The sequence below is a fragment of the Amycolatopsis anabasis genome (genome assembly GCF_009765355.1).
GTDB classification, from domain to species: domain Bacteria; phylum Actinomycetota; class Actinomycetes; order Mycobacteriales; family Pseudonocardiaceae; genus Amycolatopsis; species Amycolatopsis anabasis.
In genome coordinates, this window is record NZ_VTHK01000006.1 from 207928 (window position 1) to 228384 (window position 20457).

Sequence of the window (20457 nt, forward strand, 5' to 3'; positions counted from 1 at the left end):
GCCCTGAACATTTCATCCGGGGCACGGCAGGTTCGGCCGAACTCACACGAGACTCGCTCTCCGCCGGACAGACAAATGATGCCGAAGGGTGGGCAGCTGTGAATCAAGACGAGGCGCCGTCCAAATCATCAACATGCCGCATTTGCGGTGAAGCCGTCCAGGAATGCTTCGATTTCGGTCGGCAGCCCGTGTCGAACGCGTTTCTGACGCCGGACCAGGTCGGCACGGAGTCCTTCTTCCGCTTGGCCATCGGTTTCTGCACGGCCTGCACGATGGTGCAGCAACTCGAAGAGGTCCCGCGCGGCAAGATGTTCCACACCGACTACCCGTATCGGTCGTCCGGTTCCGCGCTGATGCGCAAGCACTTCGAGCAGGCCGCGCTGCACCTCCTCGAGACCGAACTGACGGGGAACGACGCATTCGCCGTCGAAATCGGCAGCAATGACGGGGTAATGCTGAAGACGGTCAAGGAGGCCGGGGTACGCCACCTCGGCGTCGACCCCTCGGGCGGCGCGGCGGACGTGGCGACCCGGAAGGGGATCCGAGTACGCGTCGATTTCTTTGAAGAGTCGTCGGCACGCCTGATCCGCGAAACCGACGGACCGGCAGATGTCATCTACTCCGCCAACACCATCAGCCACATCGCGTACATAGATTCGATCCTGCGCGGCGTCGAGGTGTTGCTCGCACCCAACGGTGTCTTCGTGTTCGAAGACCGATACCTGGGTGACATCATCGAGCACACCTATTTCGACCAGATCTACGACGAGCATTTCTACCTGTTCGCGGTCCAGTCCGTACAGGCGCTGGCCGCCCGATTCGGATTCGAACTGGTCGACGTCGAACGCTTGGCCGTGCACGGTGGCGCCGTGCGCTACACCCTCGCCCGGGCAGGCGCCCGCACCCCGCGCAGCAGCGTGCGGGAAATGCTCGCCAGGGAGCGTGCGCTCGGCCTCGCCGACCCGGCGACCTATGCGGGCTTCGCGAACAACATCGCGAAGATCCGTGCGGATCTGGTGTCCCTGCTGCGGAGCCTGCACGAGACCGGTCACCGGGTCGTCGGATACGGCGCCACGTCGAAGAGCGCCACGGTGACCAACTACTGCGGAATAGGGCCCGAACTGGTCGCGTTCGTCTGCGATTCCACACCGGAGAAGCAGGGCCGGCTCACCCCGGGATCGAACATTCCGGTGTGGTCACCCGCCGCCTTTTCCAACCCCTACCCGGACTTCGCCCTGCTGTTCGCCTGGAACCACGCCGACGAGATCATGGCCAAGGAGCGGCGGTTTCGAGCCGGGGGCGGGCGATGGATCTTGTACGTCCCGGATGTGCACATCGTTTGACGCGGCGCGAAAGGAACGGTCGCCATGCCGGAGAAGCTCAGCTTTGATCGACCCTTGCACGTGGGACGGCCCAATCTGGGTGACCAGGACCGTCTCTTCCAGCGGCTGCGGGGTGCGCTGGACCGGTTGTGGTTGAGCAACGACGGTCCGCTGGTGCGCGAGTTCGAGGCGCGGATCGCCGCCATCACCGAGACCAGGCACTGCATCGCCACCTGCAACGCGACCAGCGGCCTGCAGATCGCCGCCAAGGCGTCCGGGATCTCCACCGGAGACGAGGTGATCGTTCCGTCGTTCACCTGGGTGGCCACCGCGCACGCGCTGGACTGGGTCGGCATCACGCCGGTGTTCTGCGACGTGGACGAGGAGTCCGGATGCGCTGACCCGAAACACGTCGAGCGGCTCATCACCCCGCGGACCCGGGGAATCCTGGGCGTGCACGTCTTCGGCTATCCGTGCGATGCCGACTCGTTGTCGAAACTGGCCCAGCAGCACGAGATTCCCCTGCTGTTCGACGCCGCGCACGCGTTCGGATGCACGCGCCAGGGAAAACCGATCGGCGGGTTCGGCAACGCGGAGGTGTTCAGCTTCCACGCCACCAAGTACGTCAACAGCTTCGAAGGTGGCGCGATCATGACGAACGACGACGACCTGGCCGAGCGCGCGCGTGCCATGCGGAACATGGGCCTGTCCGCCGAACACGAAGTAGCGTTTTGCGGCACCGTGGCCCGCCTGAACGAGGGCGCCGCGGCCATGGGCCTGACTTCGCTCGAGCGGATGGACAGGTTCATCGAAGTGAACAAGCGCAACCATGAACTCTACCGGGAAGCCCTCGCCGGGGTGCCGGGTGTCACGGTGCGGCCGCAGGCGGTCGGTGAGCGGGCCAACCACCAATACCTGGTGATCGAGGTGGATGCGGCGGAAGCCGGTGTCCACCGCGATGCCATCCATTCCACGCTGTACGCCCACAATGTCCTCTCGCGACGGTACTTCTACCCCGGCTGCCACCAGATCGCGCCGTACCGCGCCGATCCGGGCCGGCACACCCCGCTCCCGCTCCCGCGCACCGAAGCGCTGACCGAGCGGGTGCTGGCCCTGCCGACCGGCACCGCCATCGGTCCGGACGAGATCGCGGGCATCGCCCGGATAATCCGGCGGACCGTCGGCGCCGCGCGGGGGTAGGCCATGTACGACCAGGACTTCGCCGAAATCTACGACGATGTCTACCGCCGCCACCGGAACTATCCCCGGGAGGCGGCGCACACCAAAGAGCTGGCGCTGGCCCACTGCCCGGCCGCGGCCTCGTTGCTGGACGTGGGATGCGGCACCGGAGAACACCTGAAGTACCTGCGCGAGGACTTCGAGGTCGCCGGGGTCGACCTGGCCGAACCCATGGTGGAGATCGCACGCCGCAAGCTCGGTGACGTTCCGGTTCACCAGGGTGACATGCGGACGTTCGACCTCGGCCGGACGTTCGACGTCGTGTGCTCCGTCTACAGCCCGGTCGGCTACCTGCGGTCCGCGGACGATCTGTGCACCGCGGTCTTGCGGATGGCCGCGCACCTCTCCCCCGGTGGGGTTCTCATCGTCGAGCCGTGGATCCTGCGGGAGAACTGGAACGGCGGTGACCTGGCCACGGCGACGTTCGAGGTGAACGGTCGCCGGGTCGTCCGGATGGGGAAATGGAAGACCCGCGACGACCAGAGTTACGTCGAGATGCACTACCTCGTGGGGGATTCCGAAACGGTCCGGCATTTCGTGGACCGCCAGGACCTCACCCTGTTCTCCCGCGAGCAGTACGAGAAGGCGTTCATCGGGGCAGGCTGCTCGGTCGAGTTCCTGGAGCAGGGTTACGGCGATCGTGGCGTGTTCGTCGGCACCAGGCTCGACGGGCGAGCCGGAGAAACGAACGGATCCACAAGGAGGTGACCGGTTATGCGGAACAAGACCGGAGGCCGGGCGGTCGTGCTCGGCGGCGGAATGGCCGGACTGCTCGCCGCACGGGTGCTCGCGGAATCCTTTGCCGAGGTGCGGGTGGTCGATCGGGACGTGTTGACCGGCGTTACCGGGCCGCGGCAAGGCGTTCCGCACGGGCGGCACGCGCACGCGCTGCTGGCTCGTGGTCAGGAAATCCTGGCGGACCTGTTTCCCGGACTCACCGAGGAGCTGGTTGACGCGGGCGTGCCGGTCGGCGACCTCGGTGGCGACTTGCGCTGGTACTTCAACGGCCGCCAGCTGCGCCCGGCTCGTACCGGGCTGCTCAGCGTCTCCTCCACCCGGCCGGTGCTGGAGTACCACGTCCGGGCCCGGGTCAGCGCGCTGCCCAACGTGCGGTTCCACGAGCAGTGCGATGTGCTGGGCCCGGTCGCGAATCCGAGCCGAACCCGGATCACCGGGGTACGCATACGCGCCAAAGCCGCGTCCGGCGCCGAGCAGGTGCTGGACGCTGATCTGGTGGTCGATGCCACCGGGCGCGGCTCCCGGACGCCGGCTTGGCTGGACGAACTCGGCTACCAGCGTCCTGCCGAGGAACGAGTCAAGGTGGGGCTGGCGTACACGACCAGGCACTACCGGCTCCGGTCGGACCCGTACGGTGACGATCTGACGATCAATCCGGTGGCCTCGCCCGCCTGTCCGCGGGGCGCTTTCTTCCCGAAGCTCGAAAACGGCAGCTCGATGCTGTCGCTGACCGGCCTTCTCGGCGACCATCCGCCCACCGACCCCGACGGCTTCGTCGAGTTCGCGCGTACCCTCCCTGTCCCGGACATCTACCACGCGATCCGCGACGCCGAGCCACTCGACGACCCGGTGAGTTTCCGGTTCCCGGCGAGTGTGCGCCGCCGGTACGAACGGCTGGCGCGATTTCCCGACGGGTTCATCGTCACCGGCGATGGCGTATGCAGCTTCAACCCCGTGTACGGGCAGGGCATGACGGTCGCGGCGATGGAAGCGATGGAACTGCGCGCGCACCTGCGCGACGGCACGCCCATCCGCCCGCGCCAATTCTTCCGGGACATTTCGCGAGTCATCGACGCGCCGTGGGAGATCTCCGCGGGCGGCGACCTGGCTTTCCCCGGAGTGGAAGGCCGGCGTACCGCCAAGACCAGGCTGGGCAACGCCTACCTGACCCGGCTCCACGCCGCGGCGGTGCATGATTCCGCCGTCACGGACGCGTTCTTCCGGGTGGCCGGCCTGATCGACCCGCCTTCCGCGCTCATGCGGCCCAGCCTGGTCACGCGGGTGCTCCGCGGATCCCGGCGACGACCGGCCGCTCCCAGCGCGGGTGCTGTCCCCGATTCGGTGGCCAAGCCGTCCAGGTGAGCCGACTCGGGCGGAAACTGACTCTCGCGGCCGCGCGGTGTGTGAAATCGAGGCCCTGGTCGACGGGGTACGACCAGGGCCTCGAAAGCGAAAGCGGCTTCAACCGTCTCCGGCCGGGCTGTTCTGGTAGGCGACCAGTTGCCACCGGCTGTCCTGCTGCCTGGCGACGACCCAGGTCGCCCGGATGGCGCGTTCCGCGGCCACCTCGGTCTCGCCGGGCTGGAGCACACCGCCCTCGGTGACCAGCAGCGCCGTGTCGTCGCCGAGGAACGTCACGTCCAGCGGCGTGCCGGTCACGCGGGTCTTCCGGTACGCACCCTGGAAGCCATCGGCCATGAACGATCGGATCTGCTCGCGCCCCTTGCGGTAGAGCCCGGGCAGGATCATGCTGCCGTCCGGAACGAACACCTCCGCGAAGGCGTTCGCGTCCTGGGCCGCCCATGCCGCGATGATGCGGCCCGGGACGGCGGCCACCGCCGCCAGGTCGGTCTCCTTGTCGCTGCTCGTACGCTTCTGCGTGGTCATGCCGTCCCTACTTTCCTAGCGGTCAACAGGTTTCCATCGTCCACAACGGACTTCGCTCAGAGGTATGCGGTGTTGGGCTCGAGGTTGCACAGCACCCGTCCGTAGAGTTCGGCGTTGGTGTCCGGATGCATCAGCGCGTGCAGGTTGATGGCCTGGATGTCGCGATTGATCCGCTGGATCCGGACGTCCTGATAGATCGACGAGCCACCGCTGGCGGTGGCGAGCACGTCCACCGCCTCCTTGGCCAACCGGCACACCGCACCCATGTCGGCGCGAGCCTTCACCCGTTCTTCCACCGTCCACGGCGCCCCCTCGGCGCCCTTCTCGTCGACTACGCCGGTCAGGCGCTGGGCGTGGAACTCGGCTTCGTCGATCTTCATCGCCGCATCGGCAACCTGCAAGTGCGTCAACGGCGCCTCGTTCTGGTTCTCGTAGCTGGTGTAGGTGATCTTGCGACCGGGGAGTCGCTGGAGGAACTCCTCCTTGGCACCCATGGCCAGGCCGAGCGCGGTCCCCACTGACGAAGCCGAAGCCACCGGCAGCAGCCGGGCCCGATAGGCCGGCGAGCCGGCGTTCGTTTTCGACGCGTGCTTCCCTTCGAGTACCGCGGGAAGCGGCAGCACCCGTTCCTTGGGAACGAACAGGTCCTCGGCCACCGTGCTCACGCTTCCGGTCGCCTTCAGCCCGGACGTGTGCCAGTCGTCGACGATGGTCAGGTCGGAGATCGGCACCAGAGCCATGATCGGATATGGCTCGTGATCGTCGCCGGCGAGGATGGCGATGACCTCCTGCCAGTGGCTGTGCAGCGCCCCGCTGATGAATCCCCATTTGCCGTTCACCACCACACCGCCGTCCACCGGCGCCGCCATCGCGCTGGGGCTCAGCGTGCCGCAGATGCGGACGTCCGGCGTGGCGAACACCTCATCCTGGACCTCGTCCGGGAACAGGCACGCCATCCAGGTGGGGATCCAATACACCGACGCCGTCCACGAATGCGAACCATCCGCCTTGCCCAGCTCGGTGGCCACCTCGAGCAGCGTGCGTGTGTCGCACTCGTAGCCGCCGTACCGCCGCGGCACCCGCATCCGGAAGACGCCCGCGTCGGCGAGGGCTTCGATCGACTCCTCGGGCAGCCGCCGTTCCTCCTCCGCCGAGGCCGCTTTACCGCGTAGTACGGGTGCCAGCTGGGCCACCCTTCGCACAATTTCCTCTCCGGTTGGAACCTGGGTCGTGGTCAACACCATTTCCTCCTAAGAAAGAATCACCAAGCCGCAAGTTTCCGGCCGTGCCCAGGGACATTGCGAAACCCCGTAAAGACCGTCCCATCACCGGCCGATGGCGCGCATCTTTGGTAGTGCGGATTCTCACCTGGCAGGCCCGCGGCTCAAAGCGGCACATTGCCATGCTTGCGTTGTGGTGGCGCCTTGCGTTTGTGCCGGAGCGTAGCCAGGCCGCGGGCGACGGCGGCGCGAGTCCACACCGGATCGATCACTTCGTCGACCAACCCGTGCTCCGCCGCGTAGTAGGGGTGCATGAGCTGGCCGGCGTACTCGTCAGCGAACGTGGACCGGAGCGATTCCGGGTTCTCCGCCGCAGCCAGTTCGCGGCGAAACAGGACGTTGACGGCCCCTTCCGCACCCATTACCGCGACCTGGTTCGTCGGCCAAGCCAGGGAAAGATCAGCGCCGATGGAGCGCGAATCCATGACAATGTAGGCGCCGCCGTACGCCTTGCGGACGATTACCTGTACGCGTGGCACAGTGGCCTCACAATAGGCGTACAGCAGTTTCGCACCATGCCGGATGATTCCGGCCAACTCCTGTTCAGCACCGGGCAGAAAGCCGGGAACGTCGACCAGGGTCACGAGCGGGACATTGAACGCGTCGCAGAATCGGATGAATCGCGACGCCTTTTGCGCGGCCGGACCGTCCAGCACTCCGGCCAGCATCATGGGCTGATTTCCCACCACTCCGACCAGGTCGCCGTCGATCCTGGCCAGCGCGCAGACGATGTTCGTGGCCCAGTGTTCGTGCAACTCGAAGAACTCCCCGCCGTCCACCAGCTCTTCGATTACCAGACGCATGTCGTACGGCTGGTTGGGCTCGACCGGAACGATCCGCGCCAACGCCGGCCGCTCGTCCCCGGTCGCACCGCAGGACGGCGCCGCGGGCGGCGGGTCGAGGTTGTTCGCGGGCAGCAATGAGACCAGGTACCGCACCTCTTCGAGGCAGCTTTCCTCATCCTCGCATACGAAAGTGGCTACGCCGGAATGTCTGCTGTGGACCTCCGCCCCGCCGAGTTCGTCGTGGCTCACCCGCTCACCGCTTACCGCCTGCACGACGTCCGGCCCGGTCAGATACATCTTGGCGGTGTCCCGGACCATGAAGGTGAAGTCGGCCAGCGCCGGGGAATACGCCGCTCCTCCCGCGCACGGCCCGAGCACCACGCTGATCTGCGGCACCACCCCGGACGCCTCGACGATCCGGCGGAATATCCCGCCGTACCCATCGAGCGCCAGCACTCCTTCCTGGATTCGCGCTCCGCCGCTGTCGTTCAGCCCGACTATCGGCGCACCGGTGGCCATCGCCAGGTCCATCACCTTGTGGATCTTCGCCGCGTGCGCGGCGCCGAGCGAGCCACCGAAAATCGTGGAGTCCTGGGCGTAGACGAACACCTGCCGCCCGTCGATGGTGCCGGCGCCAGTCACCACGCCGTCGGTGAACGGGCGCCGCTCGTCGACCTTCACACCTCGCGCCTGATGTCGGCGGTACGAGTCGATCTCGGCGAAAGAACCCTCGTCCAGCAACAGGTTGAGCCGTTCCCGCGCGGTGTGCTTGCCCAGCCTCCGCTGCCGTTCGACCGCGGCTCGATCCCCTGCCCGAATACGGTCGCGCAGCCGGTTGTTCTCCTCCACCAGCCTCGCCATGGAACGTTCGCGTTCCGCCCCTGCCGACCACGTGCGGGAGCGGCCGTCGACCGGGCCGCTCGGCGAGCCCGAATCGGTTTCGGCGGTACTCATCCCCACCTCCGGATTTCGGCCGTCACCTCGCGGCCGTCGAATGGAATCCGCCGGCGAAGAACAGCAGCGCCTGCCGGTCGCTCCCCCAGCTCGAACCCACCACCTCGCCCACGAAGATGGAATGGTCGCCCCCGTCGTAAGCCTCGGTCAGCTTGCATTCCAGCCACGCGAGGCAGCCGGACAGCAACGGCGCGCTGGTGTACGGGCCTGGCCGGCAGTCCACCTCGTCGAACTGGGCCGGGCCGCGCGGCCGACGCCGGTCGGTGAAGTACCGCGCGAGGTGCTCCTGATCGTCGCTGAGTATCGATACGGCAAAAGATCGGACCGCCGTGATCGCGTCGTGCATGAACGCGGTACGCGCAACGCAGCACAGCACCAGCGGCGGGTCCAACGACACCGAACTGAAGGCGTTGGCGGTCATGCCATGACACCGCTCGCCACCAGTGGTGAGCACGGTTATCCCGGTGGCGAACCGGCGCATCACTTCGCGCAGCGAGGCTGGTTCCGCCTCCTGCGATCTGCTCCGGACCGCCGGTTCTTCGCCGGTCAAGCCGTTGCGGACCACGTCATCCCCCCGCGCTCGGCACGGGCAGGTGACCGTTGCCGCCGGGCGCGGCGACGGAGTAGGGCGCCAGCGCCACTCGCAGGTCCTCGGGCACCCGCGTCGGAGCGGTGCCGGTGTTCGGCCCGCGCATGCACGCGATCCGCTGCCTGCCGCGCGCGACGAGGTGTTCGCCCTCTCCGGTCAGCTGGGCGTAGTCGAAGGTGAACTGGAGCTGGGTCTGGGTGAGTTCCTCCAGTCGCATCCGGATGGCCAGCTCGTCGAACGCGGTGATCTCCGCGAAGAACTCGCATTCGACCTTGAGGGTGAACAGCTTCAGATCGTCCCACAGGGCCTCCAGCACCCTCGGCGCTTTCTCCTTGAGGAACAGCTCGCGGCATCGGCCCTGCCAGCGGAGGTAGTTCACGTAGTACACGTTTCCGACGAGATTGGTTTCCTCTAATCCGACGGTATGTCGAATCTCGTAGTATCCCGGCACGGCAGTCCTTTCCTTCGTTCGCGCCATATCACCGTCACCCGGCCTCCGCGAGCACGGCGAAGACGATCGGATCGGGCCGATCGAGGACGGAAGTCACCCAGGTGGCGATCCTCGCCGGGCCGGCCGAAAACACCGCCCAGCCGTCCTTCCCCACCCGCTCGACGGTCAGGGCCTGCGCGGTTCCACCCGCTTTGCGCAAGCATTCGATCGCACACCAGGTCCGGGTGTTCGCCACCGAGGGCTCCTCGCCCGACTCGGCCGCCAGCAGTTCGCGAATGGCGAGCTCGGCCGGTCCGAGCAGTCCAGCCCAGTCCGAATCGGACCGGCGCACGACGGTTTCCACGTCACAGCTCAGTTTTCCACTGCCGGCGACGACCAGGGTGAGCTCCGCGCCGTGCGCGGCGGACACCACCGCTCCAGGTGTCTCCGGCCTGCCGTCCGGGCGGTAGCGCAGGCGCGCCGGGCGGTTGAGCGCCCTGGTCGCCGCCAGCTCGGTTTGCGCGCGCCGGTCCGGTTCCGGGCCGGCAGGTCCGGTCTTCGGGTCCGGCTCGACCACCACCTGTCGGGTGCCGCCCAGCACCTCTTCCAGCGCACGTTCGAGATGAGGGCCGAGCAGGGCGGGCGCCCATGCCGCCTCGGCGCTGCGCCCGCGCACCGCGCGCAGGGTCACCTTTTCCCAGCGCTCTACCGGGATTCCGGACGGCGTACGCACGTCGATGTCGTAGGTGTAGCTGTCGCCGTCCTGGCCCACCTCACGCGCGTCCAGCACCACATGACCGGTGTCCTGATCCGCTCTCCGGGCCAGGTACAGCCGCTCCACCCGCTGCGGCAACAACGTCGCGTCGGGCACGCAACACTGGATGGCGTGCATCATCGCGTCCCGCGTTCCCGGATCGGCGAGGGAGAGCTCCTGCGGCAGGAATGCGGCGAACCAGGATGCCGGCCCACTCGTGGATATCTCCGCCACGGCGCGCCGGGCACAGATCGCCCGGTAGGCGAGCACCCGCTGGAAACGCTTGCCTTGGAACAACACCTCGCCGTAGAGCTCGGTGACCGGGTCGAGGGGTACGGCGGGCGCCTCGGCTACCGGTGGCGTCGCCACGGCGGGCAGCTCCGGCCGGGGGAACCGCACCCTGGCACGGAAATGGTCGGCGCTGAAACCGGTTTCGGCACTGCGCAGCACCACCTCCACGGTCTCGTCCGCACGAACCAGTGCGGCCAGCCGGATGGTTGTCGTGGCACCGGGACGCACCACCACGGGACGCAGGAACTCGATACCGTCCAACAACGGCGGGCCTTGCCGGCCGGTCAGTGCCGACGCGACCTGGGTGATCGCCTCCATCCCGAGTACGGCGGGAAACAGCAGGGCATCGTCGAACACATGGTCGTTGAGGTACGGGTCGCTCCCGGTGGACAGATCCGCTTCGGTGATCAGTTCGGTGTCCGGATAGTGCACGAGGACCCGGTCGCAGAACCTGGTCAGCGGCAGGTCGCGCCGTCGCATGGTCATCGTCGGCAGCCCGCCCGTCCGGCCGGTGATCACCAGCACAGGCCCCGCCGAAGGATCCGCGAGGACCCGCCGGAGCACGGCGATGCCATCGTCGACCGAGATGGGCGTGATGCCCTCGCGCAGGAGCGCCTCCACCACCCCGAGCCGCTCGCCCATCCCGGCGCCGGACCACACCGACCACTCCAGAGCGAGCACCCGCGTGCCGGGGTGTTCCCGGCCGAACCGCAGCGCGAGCTCGGACAGCCGGTCGTTCGCGGTGGCGTAATGCGCCTCGCCGCGCAACCCGGCACGGCCGATGATGCTGCCGAAGGTGACCAGCAGCTTGATCCGGGACGGGTCGACCGCGGCGAGCACCGCGCGCAGGCCGTCGATCTTGGGAGCGAGCGCCTGCCGGAACCCCTCCTCGGTGAGATCCGCCAGCGCCCTGGGTTCGTTTCGGCCCGCGCCGTGCAAAATCGCGGTCACCGCGCCGAACTCGGACCGCGCCTGGTCCACGGCCGCCCGTACCTGGCCGGGATCGGTGACATCGGCGCGTTCATACCGAAAGCGCACCCCCGCCGCGTCCATTCTGGACAGATTCGCGGCCAGCTCGTCGTCCTCCGCGGGATCGGCCCGGCCGACCAGTACGAGACGCGCGCCGGAGTCGGTCGCGATGGCGAGGGCGCACTCGGCGGTGATGCCCTTGCCGCCACCGGTGACCAGCAGCACGTCCTGCGCGGTCAGCGGGGTCTCCGCCGCCCGTGCCGAGGGCAGCGGCACCGGGCACAGCTCCGGCACGGTACGGGTGCCGGCCTCGTCGTAGCACGTCTCCAGGAACGTCGTGGTCGCCGCGACATCGCCGACCACCTCCGCCACCGTGGCCCGCACCGCGGTGGGCTCGACGTCCGTCAGGGTGACCACGGTCGTCGGCACCTCCGGGTGTTCCAGGTGCAGCGTCCTCGCCAGACCGGCCGCACCGGCCCGCTGCTGGACCACGACGAACCGCGGCTCGTCGGCACGGGCGAGCACCGCCTGACCGGCGGCGAGCATGAGCGCGACGTGGTCCGCACCGTCCGGGGGCAGGCAGAGCAGCACACCGTTGCCGACTCCCGCATCGGCCAGTGCGGCACGCAGCGGCTCGGCGAGCGGATGCGTGCCGGGCGCGTACACCACCCAGTCGCCGTCGCCGGGTTGCGGCGGCCGGCCGGACTGCCGCGCGGTCTCCACGTGTTCCAGCGAGAAGGCCCGCACCCAGGGCGCCACACCGGGCACCTCTCCCGGCTCCGCATCGCTTGCGCGCCCGGTCTCGGCGAGCTGGTCGATCATCCCGGCCAGCTCGCCGAGCCGGACCGTGGCGAAGTTCGGCGTCGCTTCCAGGGTGCGCCCTCGCTGCCGGGCGACCTCGTTGACGAGCTGACCGACCGTGATCGAGCTGAGGTGCAGGTCGTCGAGCGGATGGGTGTCCGCACTGATCATCTCCACCGGCAGCTCAACCCGGTCGGCCGCCAGTCCTCGCAACAGGTCGAGCGTGGAAGTGCATTCCTCGGCCGCCGACGTACTCGCCGAGCCGTCGCGGACGGTTTCGGCCGGTGCCTCCGCGGTGCGACCGGTGTCGAGAACCGGCGCCATTTCACACGGACTCGTCAGGAACACCGGCTCGCGGTCCAGCGGCAACCGCCGGACAACGCGGCCGTCGAACAGGGCCGAGGTGCGCACCGGGACACCGAGCGCGAAGGCGGCGCCGACCGCCCGCAACAATCCGGCCAGCGAAGGGCTGCCCGTGTCGACGGGCAACACCGGGCGATCCGGCGCGATGCTTTCGAGCAGTCCCGTGAGCACGCGCCCGGGACCGACCTCGAGCACCAGGTCGGCCGCCGCGACCGCCTTGGCCGCGGCTTCGTGAAACCGCACCGGGCGCAGGATCTGGTCACGTAACAAGGCGGGAACGTCGGTGGCCGGGTCGAGGACGTCACCGGTCACCGTGGACACCACGGGCCGGCTGAGCCGCGCGAACTCGAAGTCGGCGAGCCGCTCGGTCATGGCCAGCGCGGCCGGTTCCACCTTGGGCGAATGGAAGGCGTGGGAAACGTTGAGGGCGGTCGCGGTCACTCCTTCGGCACGCGCCCGGTCACACACCCGCTGAACGGCATCAGCCGATCCCGACACCACTGTCTGCTCGGGACCGTTGTAACCGGCGATGACCACCTCTTCGCCGGCAGCGAATCGTTCCACCCGCTCGGGCGTGGCCGCCAGCCCCGCCATCGCACCGCCACCCTCGCTGGCCCGGGCCATCACCTCGCCCCGCACTCCGGCAAGCCGGAGCAGCGCCGCCTCCCCCATCGCGCCGCCCCAGTGCAACGCGGTCAGCTCACCAAGGCTGTGCCCGACCGCGATCTCGGCCTCGATGCCAAGATCGCCCAGCACGCGCAACGCGGCCAGGGAAGCGGTGACGATCCGCGGCTGGGCCACCTCGGTAGCGGTCTGGTCCGCGCCCGCGGGCAACGCCGCGGTCTGGAAAATCTCGTCGGCGGCGAAGAATCGGCGACGCAACGCGCCGGTCCGGCCATCTCCCGAGCCCTGCCCCGGAAAGAGGTAGACGATCCGCGCGCCGGATGTCCGGTGGTCGGCGAAGATCCCCTCACTCGCGGAGACCACCGGGCCGCGGGCGTCGTCGAGGAGCGCGCCGAGCCTGGTGAGCTTGTTCCCGGCATCCTCGGGGGAAGTCGCCACCACGGCGGCGCGAAACGGGCGATCGTCCAGCTCGTGCTCCAGGGTGCCCGCCAGATCCGCGAGCTCGGCGAACGCCAGCTTCGGCACCAGGTTCGCGAGCGCGGTCACCCGTTCGCGCAATCCGTCCCGTGTGGACGCGTCGAGCAGCAGCAGCTCGGCGTCCTGCCGGGTGGTGACCAGCGTCCTTGTCCGCTGGTCCAGCCCGTGCCGGCGTTCGGCGTCCGGCGCCTGCTCGATGGCGACGTGGGTGTTGATTCCCCCGAACCCCATCGCGGACACCCCCGCCCGCAGTGGCAGGCCGACCGGCCACTGCCGCGCGGTGCCCGGCACGTACAGGGCCGGCTTCTCCCCGAGTAGTTTCGAGTGCGGGTTTTCGTGCCCCGTGGCGGGCGGGATCACCTGGTTGTACACGGCGAGGGCCGCCTTGACCAGTCCGGCGACTCCGGCCGCTGCCTTGGTGTGCCCGAAGTTTCCTTTGATGGTCCCGAGCGCGGCTGGTGGTGCGGCCGGATCCGCGGCCAGCCGGGCGGCCGAGAGCGCTTCGATTTCGGTGGCGTCGCCCACCGCGGTCCCGGTTCCGTGTCCTTCGAAGTACGACACCGTGTGCACGCCATAGCCCGCCCGGTCGTAGGCGCGGGCCAGTGCGAGCCGGTGTCCACTCGCCTCGGGTCGGGTGATGGCGCCCTTGCCGTCCGAGGACACGCCCCAACCGGTGATCGAGGCATAGATCCTGGCACCCCGCGCGAGCGCGTCGCGTTCCCGCATCAACACCAGCACCCCAGCGCCTTCACCAGGCCAGAACCCCGAAGAATCGCGGTCGTACACCTTCATGTCACGAGGAGCCAGCGCGCCGGTCTTGGCGAAGCCGATCACCTCGAAGGGATCGATGGACAAGTCCACCCCGCCGGCCAGCACGACGTCGCTGTCCCCGTCCGCGAGCGCCTTCGCCGCGGTGATCACCGACAACAGGGACGACGAGCACGCACCGTCCACGGTGTAGCCGCCGCCGCCGAGATCGAAGTGGTTGCAGATCCGGCCGGCGATCGTGTTGGCCAGCCCACCGGCCAGGCTGTCCTCGTCGATTGGCGGGAACGGCGACTTGTATCGCTTCTCCAAGCCGCCGAGGAACACGCCGGCCTGCTGCTGGGTCCATCCGGCATCGGCCAGTGCCGCGGCGACCGTGCGCCTGACGTAGGGCCAGCGCAGGCGCATCTGGTTCGCCCGGGCGAACTCGCCCGTCAGGGTGTTGCCGAGGACGACACCGGTGGCCTGTTTCGGCAGGCCCGCCCCGTCCGGGAACCCGGCGTCGGCCAGCGCGACACCGGCCACTTCCAGCGCAAGCCAATGGGTCAGGTCCGTCGATCGGTAGGTGCTACCGGCCACCCGGTACTTCACTCGGTCGAACTCGAAGTCACGCAAGACCGCGGCCTTCTCCGCGTAGAACCGGTCCGGGGCGTCCGGATCCGGTGACCAGTAGTCCGCGCGGTTCATCCGCTCGTCGGGCAGCCGCCGGAACGCCCGGCGTCCGGCCAATACGTTCTCCCAGAGTTGGTGGGGATCCTCGGCATCAGGATAGCGAAGACCGATCCCGACTATCGCGATTCTCTCACCATTCATCGTCTAACCATCCCCATCCATACCGGCAATTTCTGGATAGGCGCGAGAGATAATCTCGCCACCCCGTCGTCAACAACGGACCGGAGGTGACCGAGCACTCGCACGAATGTGGTTGACCAGGATGCAACAAGGTGCCAGGGCTGAACATCTCTGAGTGTGCGGACCCGTACTGCCGGGCTGATTATGCGCCGCAGTTATCCGATTTTGCGCTCAATAGCGCACGGCCGAAGATGCGCTTCCCGCTCGCCGTGGCCGAAGATGAATTTTCGTCCTGACCGAAGCCTGGTGCGGGTCGGGCACCCGCGGGATGGGAGGTATGATGCCGACCACGTTCGGTTCACTACGAAGGCTCCTGCTCACGCCTTCGCTGTCCGATGTGACCTTTCGGCGCCGAGGATTCCCCGCCATACCGTCGAAGAGCACCGAACACCTGGAGGCCATTCCACAGGCTGTGCTCTGTGGATTCGAATGGGGCATCGACGCACACGACCTCTGGGAGGTGCGCTGCCGGCTGGACATGGTGGAACCGGAACTGCGCGGCTTCGCCTACGAAGGCGCGACAATGGCCTGCACTCTCCTCGACGCCCTGGGCCGCGGGCGCCGCACCCGTGATCTCCTGCGCGGGCCTGGGCAACCGCACCTGCTACTGGCCTACATCGGCATCGGTTTCGCCATGGCGCGATTGCCGAGACCGTTGTGGAAGAAGGTCGTCCCCGATCTCGAGGACTCGATGTTCCATCCGACGATGAGCTGGCTCGCGGTGGACGGCTACGGCTTCGACCGGGCCTACTTCGACACCCGCCGCTGGGTGGACGAGCAGCGCGTGCCCGCCGCTTACCCGTGGCAGGGTGCGCCCGGCTACTTCCTCCGCGCGGTGGACCAAGGCATCGGGCGGGCGCTGTGGTTCATTCACGGTGCGGACGCGTCCGCGGTCTCCGCCGCGGTGTCACGTTTCGCCGGAGCCCGGCGCGCGGATCTGTGGAGTGGCGTCGGCCTGGCCGCGACCTTCGCCGGCGGCTGCGACGCCGATTCCCTGGCCTGGTTGCGCGTCGATGCCGGAGAACATCGAGCGCAGCTCGCCCTCGGCGCGGTCTTCGCGGCCACCGCGCGGGAATGCGCGGGGTTCACCCCGGAGCACAGCGAACTCGCCACCGCCACCCTGACCGGGCTGTCCGTGAACGACGCCCGCGCCCTCGCCGCGGCCACCGCGGTGCACCGGACCACCGACCAGGCGACACCGCCATACGAACTGTGGCGCCGCGGGATTCTCGCACACTTCGCCGGGGACTCGGAAACCGTCCCGCGCAAACGCCGGGCCGGTTGATTTACCGCGCTGCACTTTCCCCCATCTCTCCCAACCGCGATAGGCACTTCTGACGGGAGTGACACAATTGTCCAATCATTGGCGCGCGCTCAGACGACGCATTCTTACCCCAAGTGTCTCGTCGACGCTGCTGGACGTTCGTGGATTTCACAAGAAGACTCCGGCCGCGCAGGAACTCCTGGAGGCGGTGGGCCGAACCTTCCTCACCGGCTACGGGCACGCCGCCGAGGCGCGATCTCCGGACGAAGCCGAAGAGCGCCTGGAGGAGGTGCCCACCCAGTTCCGCGGTTTCGCCTACGAAGGCGCCGCGATGGCGTTCACCATCCGCGACCAGCTTCCCCTCGGCGGAGGCGGGCGGGTCACCCGGTTCCTCACGGGGCGGGGCGCGGCGCATATCTACATGGTCTACATCGGAGTCGGCTGGGCAATGGCCCGGCTGCCCCGGTTCCGCTGGCCCGACCTTCGCGTCACCGACCCGCTGCTGCGCTGGCTCGTACTCGACGGCTACGGCTTCCACCAAGCATATTTCCGAACCGGAAGATACGTGCACGAACGCCATCAGGATCATCGGTTTCCCTGGCCTCCGGCCGAGCACTCCTGGTACACCAGCCACGCCATAGACCAGGGCATCGGCCGGGCCCTGTGGTTCGTGGGCGGCACCGACGCCGACCGGGTCGCCGCGCTCATCGGAAGATTCGCCGAGTCGCGCAGGGGCGACCTGTACGGCGGAGCCGCGCTGGCCGCCACCTACGCCGGAGGCGGTCAGGCCGAGGAACTCCAAAGATTCTGGCAGCACGCCGGACCGTACCGACCGCAAGTCGCGCAGGGTTGCGCGTTCGGGGCCGAGGCACGGGTACGGGCCGGGCTCCTGGTGCCGCACACCGAGACGGCGACCGAAGTGTTCTGCGGCATGACCCCGGAACGCGCCGCCGACCTCGTCCGGCAGGCCCGGCCTGCCACGCCCATGACCGGCGAGGTGCCCGCCTACCAGGTGTGGCGCCAACGCACCGCCAACGAATTCGCCACCCTCGGGAGGTGTTAGCCCATGACCGCGGCAATAGGCTGGTTGCGCCGCCAACTACCCGGAATCGTGGCCCTCGCACTCGTCGCGGGCACGTTCACGGTGGCAAGGCTGCCCACGACGTCTGCCGACGACGAAGCTCGGCTGGCCGGCGGCTACCAGTTCGCACCGATGTCCGTCGCCATGCCGAGCGGCTTTCCACAACGCGAAATCCGAAAGGTGAATCAGGACTACCGGCACATTGACGGATGGATCTCCTCCGTCGGGGCCGGTGTCGCGATGAACGACCTCGACGGTGACCGGCTCGCCAACGATCTGTGCGTCACCGATCCCCGCATCGACCAGGTCGTGGTGACCCCGGCGCCCGGCGAACGTGCCGACCGCTACGCGCCCTTCGTGCTCACTCCCGGCCCGCTGCCGATGAACGACCACATCGCGCCGATGGGGTGCCTGCCCGGCGACTTCAACGAAGACGGCCGCACCGACGCACTCGTGTACTACTGGGGCCGCACACCGATCGTATTCCTGGCCGGCGGTGCTCCCGGCCGGCTCAGCGCGGCGACGTTCACCCCGACCGAGTTGGCTCCGGGGCAACCCGTCGCGGACGGCCGTTACGCGGGACCGCAGTGGAACACCAACGCGGTCGCCTTCGACGATTTCGACGGTGACGGGCACACCGATCTCCTGATCGCCAATTACTTCCCAGACGGCCCCGTGCTCGATGACAAGGCCACCGGCGGAGTGGTGATGAATCGGTCGATGTCCGACGCGCAGAACGGCGGCGAGAACCACTTCTTCCGCTGGACCGGCGCCACGGCGGGTGACCGGCCGTCAGCCACATTCCAGCGAATCGACGACGCACTGCCGGCCGAAGTCTCGAAGGGCTGGGAGCTCGCCGCCGCGGCGAATGATCTCGACGGCGACCTGCTGCCGGAGTTGTACTTGGCGAACGACTTCGGACCGGACCGGATGCTCTACAACCAGTCCACCCCCGGCGCCCTCCGGTTCTCGCTCGTGGAAGACATCCGTGCTCCCCTGACGCCGAAGTCGAAACAGGTTGGCCGGGATTCCTTCAAGGGAATGGGAGTCGACTTCGGCGACCTCGACGGCGACGGCCTCTACGACATGTTCGTCAGCAACATCACCACGTCCTGGGGTATCCAGGAAAGCAACTTCCAGTTCATGAACACCGCGAAGGATCAGGCCGACCTGCGTTCGAAGCTGGCGCGGGGAGAGCCTCCGTTCGAGGACCGCAGCGGTCCCGCGGGCACCGCGTGGTCGGGCTGGGGCTGGGACCTGAAGATCGCGGACTTCAACAACAGCGGCCAGCCGGCCGTCGCGCAGACCAACGGATTCGTCAAGGGCGAAGTCAACCGGTGGCCGCAATTGCAGGAACTCGCCACGACCAACGACGCGTTGCTGGACAATCCGTACTGGTGGCCACGGGTGAACCACGGTGACGACATCGCCGGGAACCAGCGGCTGCACTTCTACGCCAAGGGACCGGACGGCCGATACGTCAACCTCGCGCCACGGCTCGGGCTCGACGTCCCGGTGCCCACGCGCGGCGTCGCCACCGGTGACGCCGACGGCGACGGCAGGCTCGACCTGGCCGTGGCCCGGCAGTGGGACCAGCCGGTCTTCTACCGCAACACGAGTCCCGCACGCGGCGACTTCCTGGGCCTGCGCCTGAGCCACGACACGGCGACGCCCTCGGGGCCCGGCTCGCCGGCCGTCGGGACACAGGTGACCGTCACCAGGCCGGACGGGCGCCGGCAAGTCACCCGGGTCGACGGAGGTGGCGGACACGGCGGCAAGCGCAGCAACGAGGCACACCTCGGCCTCGGCGAGAACGTAACCGGCCCCGTCGCGGTGCACCTGAAGTGGCGCGACCGGTCCGGTCAGGTCCACGAACAGAACCTTCAGCTGACGCCGGGCTGGCACACGCTACGACTCGGTTCCCAAGCCCAGGAAGAGAGGTAACCGACATGCCGGAGAATGCAGTGACGCCACCCCACCACCCGCCTCAAGTCACCATCGCACTCCGCAATTTCGCCATATCCATCACCGTGTTCAACATCGTCGGATACGCGCTGCTCGGCTTCGAACAGCCGTGGGTGTGGCCGTTCGTCGCCTTGGCGACCGGCTATGTCGTCGAGCTGGGTCTGGAAATGATTGCGTCCAAAGTGGAGGGTCGCGAGCCGCGATTCGCCGGCAACCGCGTACGTGGGATCGTCGAGTTCCTGTACCCGGCCCATATCACCAGTCTCGCGATGAACATGCTCATCTACGTCAACGACCAGATCCTGGTCCTGATCTTCGGTGTCACGGTCGCGGTCGGCGCGAAATGGGTGTTGCGAGCTCCGGTGCGCGGCAAGCTGCGGCACTACATGAACCCATCGAACTTCGGCATCTCGATCATCCTGCTGCTGTTCCCCTGGGCCAGTATCGCGCCGCCGTACCACTTCACGGAGCACATCGCCGACTGGATCGACTGGCTCGTCCCCGCCATCATCGTGCTCGGCGGCACCATGCTGAACGGCAAACTCACCGGCAGGATGTGGCTGATCGGCTCGTGGTTGTTCGTATTCGCGCTACAGGCGATAGTTCGCGGAATCTTCTTCGGCACCTCCATCCCGGCCGCGCTCGGCATGATGACCGGGGTGGCCTTCGTGCTGTTCACCAACTACATGGTCACCGACCCCGGCACCAGCCCGTCCAAGCCCGCCGCCCAGGTGGCATTCGGTGGTGGAGTCGCCGCGGTCTACGGCTTTCTGATGGTCGCGCACATCGCGTACGGAATCTTCTTCGCCACCGCGATCGTCTGTCTCATCCGGGGCGGATTCCTCTGGGGGCTGCACTTCGCCAACAAGGCCAGGGACAGGTTCGAAGCACAGCAGCGAGCCGGCGCGGAACCAGCCCCGCGGACGCCGAACGGCAACGGAGAGCTTCCGGTGCTTGAAACGACCGGCACCGCCGCTGGCGCGCGGTCGCCGGCGTCGTCCGGGACCGCGAGCGGGACGAGGTGAAG

Annotated in this window: 14 protein-coding genes; 8 read left to right on the top strand and 6 right to left on the bottom strand. The window is 68.1% G+C overall.

Features of this window, described 5'->3' with window-relative positions:
• The first annotated feature begins 98 nt into the window (after positions 1-98).
• The 4 genes from FXO23_RS10550 to FXO23_RS10565 are packed head-to-tail and all read left to right on the top strand — an operon-like array spanning position 99 to position 4661.
• Positions 99-1343 (top strand): class I SAM-dependent methyltransferase, encoded by a 1245-nt coding sequence (locus FXO23_RS10550; RefSeq protein ID WP_158883410.1) that lies wholly within the window; start codon positions 99-101, stop codon positions 1341-1343.
• A gap of 24 nt (positions 1344-1367) precedes the next feature.
• Positions 1368-2522, top strand: a complete 1155-nt coding sequence (locus tag FXO23_RS10555; RefSeq protein ID WP_158883412.1) for an aminotransferase class I/II-fold pyridoxal phosphate-dependent enzyme — start codon at positions 1368-1370, stop codon at positions 2520-2522.
• Positions 2523-2525: 3 nt separating this feature from the next.
• Positions 2526-3269 carry a class I SAM-dependent methyltransferase gene (locus FXO23_RS10560; protein WP_158883413.1) on the top strand — a complete coding sequence of 248 codons (744 nt, stop codon included), beginning with the start codon at positions 2526-2528 and terminating at the stop codon, positions 3267-3269.
• A 6-nt stretch (positions 3270-3275) separates the two neighbouring features.
• Positions 3276-4661, top strand: a complete 1386-nt coding sequence (locus FXO23_RS10565) for an FAD-dependent oxidoreductase (protein WP_158883415.1) — start codon at positions 3276-3278, stop codon at positions 4659-4661.
• A 99-nt stretch (positions 4662-4760) separates the two neighbouring features.
• Here FXO23_RS10565 and FXO23_RS10570 read toward each other — a convergent pair whose 3' ends face one another.
• From FXO23_RS10570 to FXO23_RS10595, 6 genes are all read right to left on the bottom strand, one after another.
• Positions 4761-5186, bottom strand: coding sequence for an SgcJ/EcaC family oxidoreductase (locus FXO23_RS10570; RefSeq protein ID WP_158883423.1), 426 nt, complete (start codon positions 5184-5186; stop codon positions 4761-4763).
• Positions 5187-5242: 56 nt separating this feature from the next.
• Positions 5243-6424 carry an acyl-CoA dehydrogenase family protein gene (locus FXO23_RS10575; protein ID WP_343034467.1) on the bottom strand — a complete coding sequence of 394 codons (1182 nt, stop codon included), beginning with the start codon at positions 6422-6424 and terminating at the stop codon, positions 5243-5245.
• Between the two features lie 146 nt (positions 6425-6570).
• On the bottom strand, positions 6571-8112 hold the full coding sequence (locus FXO23_RS10580) for an acyl-CoA carboxylase subunit beta (RefSeq protein ID WP_158883608.1): 1542 nt from the start codon (positions 8110-8112) through the stop codon (positions 6571-6573).
• A gap of 115 nt (positions 8113-8227) precedes the next feature.
• On the bottom strand, positions 8228-8686 hold the full coding sequence (locus tag FXO23_RS10585; protein ID WP_158883610.1) for a flavin reductase family protein: 459 nt from the start codon (positions 8684-8686) through the stop codon (positions 8228-8230).
• An 85-nt stretch (positions 8687-8771) separates the two neighbouring features.
• Positions 8772-9245, bottom strand: coding sequence for an acyl-CoA thioesterase (locus tag FXO23_RS10590; protein WP_158883427.1), 474 nt, complete (start codon positions 9243-9245; stop codon positions 8772-8774).
• Between the two features lie 34 nt (positions 9246-9279).
• A complete protein-coding gene (locus FXO23_RS10595) occupies positions 9280-15081 on the bottom strand; it encodes a type I polyketide synthase (RefSeq protein WP_158883429.1) in 5802 nt (1933 codons plus the stop codon).
• Positions 15082-15400: 319 nt separating this feature from the next.
• Between FXO23_RS10595 and FXO23_RS10600 the strand changes: the two genes are divergently transcribed.
• The 4 genes from FXO23_RS10600 to FXO23_RS10615 all read left to right on the top strand — a co-directional run bounded on the left by FXO23_RS10600 (position 15401) and on the right by FXO23_RS10615 (position 20455).
• Positions 15401-16405: a DUF1702 family protein gene (locus FXO23_RS10600; protein ID WP_158883430.1), complete on the top strand. Its 1005-nt coding sequence runs from the start codon at positions 15401-15403 to the stop codon at positions 16403-16405.
• Positions 16406-16472: 67 nt separating this feature from the next.
• Complete coding sequence (locus FXO23_RS10605) at positions 16473-17447, top strand: DUF1702 family protein (RefSeq protein WP_158883432.1); 975 nt, start codon at positions 16473-16475, stop codon at positions 17445-17447.
• Positions 17448-17450: 3 nt separating this feature from the next.
• Positions 17451-19409: an FG-GAP repeat domain-containing protein gene (locus FXO23_RS10610; protein ID WP_158883434.1), complete on the top strand. Its 1959-nt coding sequence runs from the start codon at positions 17451-17453 to the stop codon at positions 19407-19409.
• A gap of 5 nt (positions 19410-19414) precedes the next feature.
• Positions 19415-20455: an enediyne biosynthesis protein gene (locus FXO23_RS10615; protein ID WP_246257110.1), complete on the top strand. Its 1041-nt coding sequence runs from the start codon at positions 19415-19417 to the stop codon at positions 20453-20455.
• Positions 20456-20457: the final 2 nt, after the last annotated feature.